Origin of the sequence: Selenomonas ruminantium subsp. ruminantium ATCC 12561 (genome assembly GCF_000424065.1) — a bacterium.
GTDB lineage: Bacteria > Bacillota > Negativicutes > Selenomonadales > Selenomonadaceae > Selenomonas_A > Selenomonas_A ruminantium.
The window spans coordinates 1-4,702 of sequence record NZ_AUJE01000064.1; the positions used below are offsets into that span (position 1 = coordinate 1).

At 47.0% G+C, this 4,702-nt stretch carries 5 protein-coding genes; 3 read left to right on the forward strand and 2 right to left on the reverse strand.

The genetic code is table 11. The annotated features are described in order from the left end of the window. The first annotated feature begins 555 nt into the window (after positions 1-555). Both G598_RS0114840 and gloA2 read left to right on the forward strand, forming a co-directional pair. Positions 556-1,053: a nitroreductase family protein gene (locus G598_RS0114840; RefSeq protein ID WP_026767576.1), complete on the forward strand. Its 498-nt coding sequence runs from the start codon at positions 556-558 to the stop codon at positions 1,051-1,053. Further along, entirely contained in the window at positions 1,022-1,441 is a 420-nt protein-coding gene (gene gloA2 / locus G598_RS0114845; RefSeq protein ID WP_245582832.1) for an SMU1112c/YaeR family gloxylase I-like metalloprotein, read from the forward strand. Before G598_RS0114840 ends, gloA2 begins: the two co-directional genes overlap by 32 nt. Positions 1,442-1,509: 68 nt before the next feature. Here the strand turns inward: gloA2 and G598_RS0114850 are convergent, their stop codons facing one another. Together G598_RS0114850 and G598_RS18790 are read right to left on the reverse strand one after the other, a co-directional pair. Next, on the reverse strand, positions 1,510-2,934 hold the full coding sequence (locus tag G598_RS0114850) for a hypothetical protein (protein WP_026767578.1): 1,425 nt from the start codon (positions 2,932-2,934) through the stop codon (positions 1,510-1,512). A 21-nt stretch (positions 2,935-2,955) separates the two neighbouring features. Beyond that, on the reverse strand, positions 2,956-3,555 hold the full coding sequence (locus G598_RS18790; RefSeq protein ID WP_026767579.1) for a hypothetical protein: 600 nt from the start codon (positions 3,553-3,555) through the stop codon (positions 2,956-2,958). Positions 3,556-3,944: 389 nt separating this feature from the next. Between G598_RS18790 and G598_RS0114860 the strand changes: the two genes are divergently transcribed. Next, positions 3,945-4,547 (forward strand): IS607 family transposase, encoded by a 603-nt coding sequence (locus tag G598_RS0114860; RefSeq protein ID WP_026767580.1) that lies wholly within the window; start codon positions 3,945-3,947, stop codon positions 4,545-4,547. Positions 4,548-4,702: the final 155 nt, after the last annotated feature.

Sequence of the window (4,702 nt, forward strand, 5' to 3'; positions counted from 1 at the left end):
CATCACAACATCGCCAGATGTTACATACATAACTTTGGTGGGAGAGCAGTTTATTTATCCGAAGCTGCGATTTATCCTGTTGCCACAAACTCGTTGCTCCTGTAACAAGAACATCGATGTACTTGCTGCTTATCACTGCGAAAATGACGGTTTGTACGGACATCACTTAGGGCGGAGGTGGTGATGCTTTTCGCCGTGGAACGACTGTCCGAACGCAGTGAGGACTGGCCCACAAACGATAGTTCCTAAAAAATTGAGCTGAACATACGCGCCGCCGGTCTTGCCCGGCGCAGGTTACTAAAAAGCCCATACATTTACTTGTGGGTCATTTAGTGCAACGGCGAAAAGTATTACCACCTACGCCTAAACTGAGCTGTAACAAATAAGTTCAATCTCGCAATAACATCGATAAACCGCAATTTATTTTTTTCGTGATAGGTGTGTTATGTAATAAAGATAGAGAAAAATAATATTTGACAAAATATAGTTTGGAGGTCTATAATAAATTTATCTTACGATGTGGAATTAGGATTTAGTGAAAGGGGATTTGTCGATATGGAGGCAATTTTTACCCGCACCAGTGTGCGCAGCTATGAGGAACGACCGGTGGAGGCAGAGAAAATCGAAAAGATTCTGCGTGCGGCGATGGCGGCTCCTTCGGCGGTCAATCAGCAGCCTTGGGAGTTTTATGTGGTTACGAATAAAGCGGTATTACAGGAGCTTTCCGAAACTAGTCCGTATACCGCTATGACGGCCAAGGCTCCGGCGGCTCTGGTGCTTTGCTCCCGCAAGGAAAATATCATCGTGCCGGAACTTATCGAAGTCGATATGGCTTTGGCTACGGAAAATGCTTTGTTGGAGATTGAAGCGCAGGGCTTGGGCGGCGTTATGCTGGGCGTGGCACCCTTTGCTGACCGCATGGAAAAGGTCGCTAAGGCGATTAACCTGCCGGAACATCTGGCACCCTTTACCGTGCTTCCTTTCGGCTATCCGGCGAAGAAGAATCCCCAGCAGGACCGCTATGATGAAGCGCGGGTGCATTATGTGCGATAAATTGAACTTACAGCATATCCATCATGTGGCCATTATCGGCAGTAACTATAAGCGGAGCAGGCATTTTTATGTGGATATTCTGGGCTTTGCGGTGATTCGGGAAAATTACCGCGAGGAGCAGCAGGATTGGAAAATTGACCTGCGGCTTGCGGATGCCGAATTAGAACTCTTTATCAAAGAGGGCTGCCCGCCAAGGGCAGGTTGGCCGGGCAAAGAGGCTTATGGATTGCGGCATTTGGCTTTTCGTGTGGATTCCGTGGACGATACGGTTCGTAAATTAAATGCCTTGGGCGTGGAGACAGAACCCATACGCTGTGATACCTTTACCGGTGAAAAGATGACGTTCTTCCATGACCCGGATGGACTGCCAATAGAAATACATGAATAAAGACAAGAGCGGACGGCTTGACTGGTCAATCTGATTTGACCGGTCAGCCGCCCGCTTTATTATGCGGTTTAGAAATTATGGGTTACTTTGCCCGTATCAATCAGGTTGTGATTTTTGACATAGTCAAGCCAGCCTGCCTGCAAGGTGGCAAGTTCGTTGGTGTCATCTTCCGACAGCGCATCAACAGGCTTTTTATGATTGAAAATGCCATGGGAGGTGTCGGTGATGGTGGGATTGCGGTCATCCACATGGGCAAGCTGCTGATGGAAGTCCATATCGAAACTGTCTTCCGGCGGGCGGCTGTCCAGTACATCACGGGCTGTTTTGGTCTGGTGTTTTTTTTCGTCTTCGGGGTCAGCGGTCATTTTATCCAGAATTTGCGAAGTCTGCTCCAACTGCTGGCGCAGGTTGTCGAGGTAGGAGGTATCGGTCTTGAAGGCCGCTTCCGGTGTTTTCCGTTTATCCGGTTCTACATTTTTGGCCTTGTTTTTCTTTTTGTAGGCCTTGGCGATAGCTGTTTCGACATCTTCCTCGTATTTTTTATCCTTGATATTGAGTTCGCCGCCGCCCTGCACATAACGCACCATTTTTTCGACCTGTTTCAGCAGGGGATTTTTGTCGGGGCTGTCGCCAGTGATTACGTCAAAGGCGGTCTTGATGTCTTCTAAGAATTGGTCATCCTTGCCAAAGTTTTTGACATAATCGTTGAGCTGGCTGGCAAGCTTGCCGAAAAGACCGCCGGAGATTTCCTGGGTGGAACGCAGCACAGCATCTTCGGCGTGTTCATAGGTATCGACAAAGATATTTTTGTCTTTTAACTGGTCATAGGCTTCAGAGTAGCTGGCATAAGGCTTCAAAATATCGCGGATGGTGTCGTGAATATCCTGCTTTAGCGTATTTTTCAGTTTAGCTTCGCTTTCTTCTACCTTGTTTTTCCCGTCAATAGTGGCGGTATTTTCGACAAGACCATCTTTGGCTGTCCAAGTGTAGTGCTGGCTTTTTATGGTGTCAATCGAATTCGGGTAACGATAGGCTAATTCCGGTGGTACATAGACGTTTAAGATGGGGAGGGGCTTAGAGGCTTCTTTTACTTTTTCGATTATAGCCAGTGTTTCCGGGGAAGCAGGCTTGGCGATGTCCATCAGGTTAACCTGTTCAATGCCGGAGTCAATGCGTGATAAATCTGTATTGGGGGTCCAGCTGAAGGTTTTTTTGTTTTGTTCCCGCTGTTCCATGACATCGGCTATGGCAGCCTGCATTTCGGCTAACTCATCAGTCTGGCTTTGCCCATCACGATAGGTGAGATAGGCGGTGCGGTTTAACTCGACCCAGTGACTCTTATAGCTTTCCTTTGCCCCGCTCAGTTCCACCTGATAGGCAGGGGCTTCTGCTGTTAATTTTTCGTTTTCTTTTGCCTGCTGTACTGCCTTGCTCGTGTCGACGGCAACACTAACATTAAGGTTGCTGCCATCCGCAGCTCGTCCGATAAGCATGGTTTTCCCTCCTTGTAAGCATCATGCGGATTTTTCCGCTGCCGCGTTCTGTTCCGTATATTCGGCTTGGAGCTTGTCAAGACCGGACATGATGGCATCGTAGGTGTCCAGGCAGATTTGCGGCAAGTCCTTTTCCTTGGTGGCGGACTGATAATCACGGCGGAATATCGCTACGGTTTTTTCAATTTCCTGCCGGATTTCGGCAATTTTATCGGGATTGCCTTGAGCGACCTGTGCGGCCATGCTCAGAATGCAGTTGCTTACCGCCTCGACGGAGTAGGGGCCGCCCGGCCCGATTGCCCGTGCGGCTTCGGCATAGCTGGGCAGTACCGCAGGCATGGTGAATTTTTCGCCCAGCTTAAAGTGCCCGCCGAAATGATAATACGCCTGCCAGTTTAAATTGTCCTGCGCATGGTTTTGGATACTCTCCACAGTATCTTTATTGGCCACAGGCGGTAAGGGCAGTGGGTCACTTTTTTCTGTCACAGGCGCCACAGGTTCATTTTCTGGTGGCGAAAATTCGTTCATAAGCGCTTTGAATTCACCGTTTGCTTGTGGCTGTGATTGCGTATTGACCGCAGCCGAAGGGGAGTCGGTCAATTTGCTGATGTAAATACCCATTTGTACACCTCCAAAACAAAAAATACAATAATATATCCTTATGCAATCATATATCATCCCTTCTGTATATCGAATATTTGCGCAATTTTATAAGGGGGCAAGCCAAAAAAGCGGCTGACCAATTTAGGACAGTCGCTCACTTTCGCGGTATTGGTTTGTGGGTGATGATTTCGGCTAGTCGAGCTAACGGAAACTATATGCGGCGTATGCTGCCAACAGGACGATTCCGATGGAGATAATTACTCCTGTCAGGATTAGCCCGGCATATACAAGCAGTTTACTCTTTTTTTTCACGGATATAGTAAAAATAATACATTAAAAACATTAAAATAAAGTATATATTTTGTGTAACACATGGTATAATATATCCAAGGAAGGAGGATTTTACCATGTTATCCAAAGATGTGCTCCGTGTTCTCGGAATAACACGGCCAACGCTTACCAAATATGTAAAGACTGGTATTATCCGAGTCAAGGTTCTGCCGAATAAACGTTACGATTATAACGAAGAAGATGTATACGGCTTTCTGAATAAGGACATGAAACGCAAGACCTTTATCTACGCCCGTGTGTCAACCGCTAAACAGAAGCCGGAACTTGAAAACCAGATTTCCCTTTTGAAGCAGTTCTGTTTTTCCAACGGTTACACCATATCCGGTATATACTCCGACATAGCCAGCGGAATCAGCTTTGAAAAACGCAAGGACTTTTTTGCATTGCTGGATGAAGTGTTGGAAGGCCGTGTAGAGCGAGTGGTTGTTACCTATAAAGACAGGCTCTCCCGTGTTGGTTTTGAGCTATTCTACCACCTGTTCCAGAAATTCAACTGCGAAATCATAGTGATGAGCGAGGTAGGATCTGCCAAACTGGATACGCAAGAAGTTTTCGAAGAAATCGTAAACCTGCTTCATTGCTATTCCATGAAGTCATACTCCAACCGCAGACGACTCAAACGGATTAAGGAGGCGATAGAGGATGCCGAAGAAAGCTGAGGATTCTTTGATGCGGGTTGAACGGCATCTTATTCACCCATCTTCTCCCTGGTTCTCTATGATTGGTGGGTTCTGTCACCTGGCCAAGAATCTTTATAACCACGGAAATTACCTTGTCCGCAACAGATTCATTAAGAATGGTCAGTGGATGAGGT

What these genes read in the sequence shown, in the direction of transcription:
- G598_RS0114840 (WP_026767576.1), top strand. Translation starts at nt 556, where the DNA reads ATGGAGGCAATTTTTACCCGCACCAGTGTGCGCAGCTATGAGGAACGA.
- gloA2 (WP_245582832.1), top strand. Translation starts at nt 1,022, where the DNA reads ATGATGAAGCGCGGGTGCATTATGTGCGATAAATTGAACTTACAGCAT.
- G598_RS0114850 (WP_026767578.1), bottom strand. Translation starts at nt 2,934, where the DNA reads ATGCTTATCGGACGAGCTGCGGATGGCAGCAACCTTAATGTTAGTGTT.
- G598_RS18790 (WP_026767579.1), bottom strand. Translation starts at nt 3,555, where the DNA reads ATGGGTATTTACATCAGCAAATTGACCGACTCCCCTTCGGCTGCGGTC.
- G598_RS0114860 (WP_026767580.1), top strand. Translation starts at nt 3,945, where the DNA reads ATGTTATCCAAAGATGTGCTCCGTGTTCTCGGAATAACACGGCCAACG.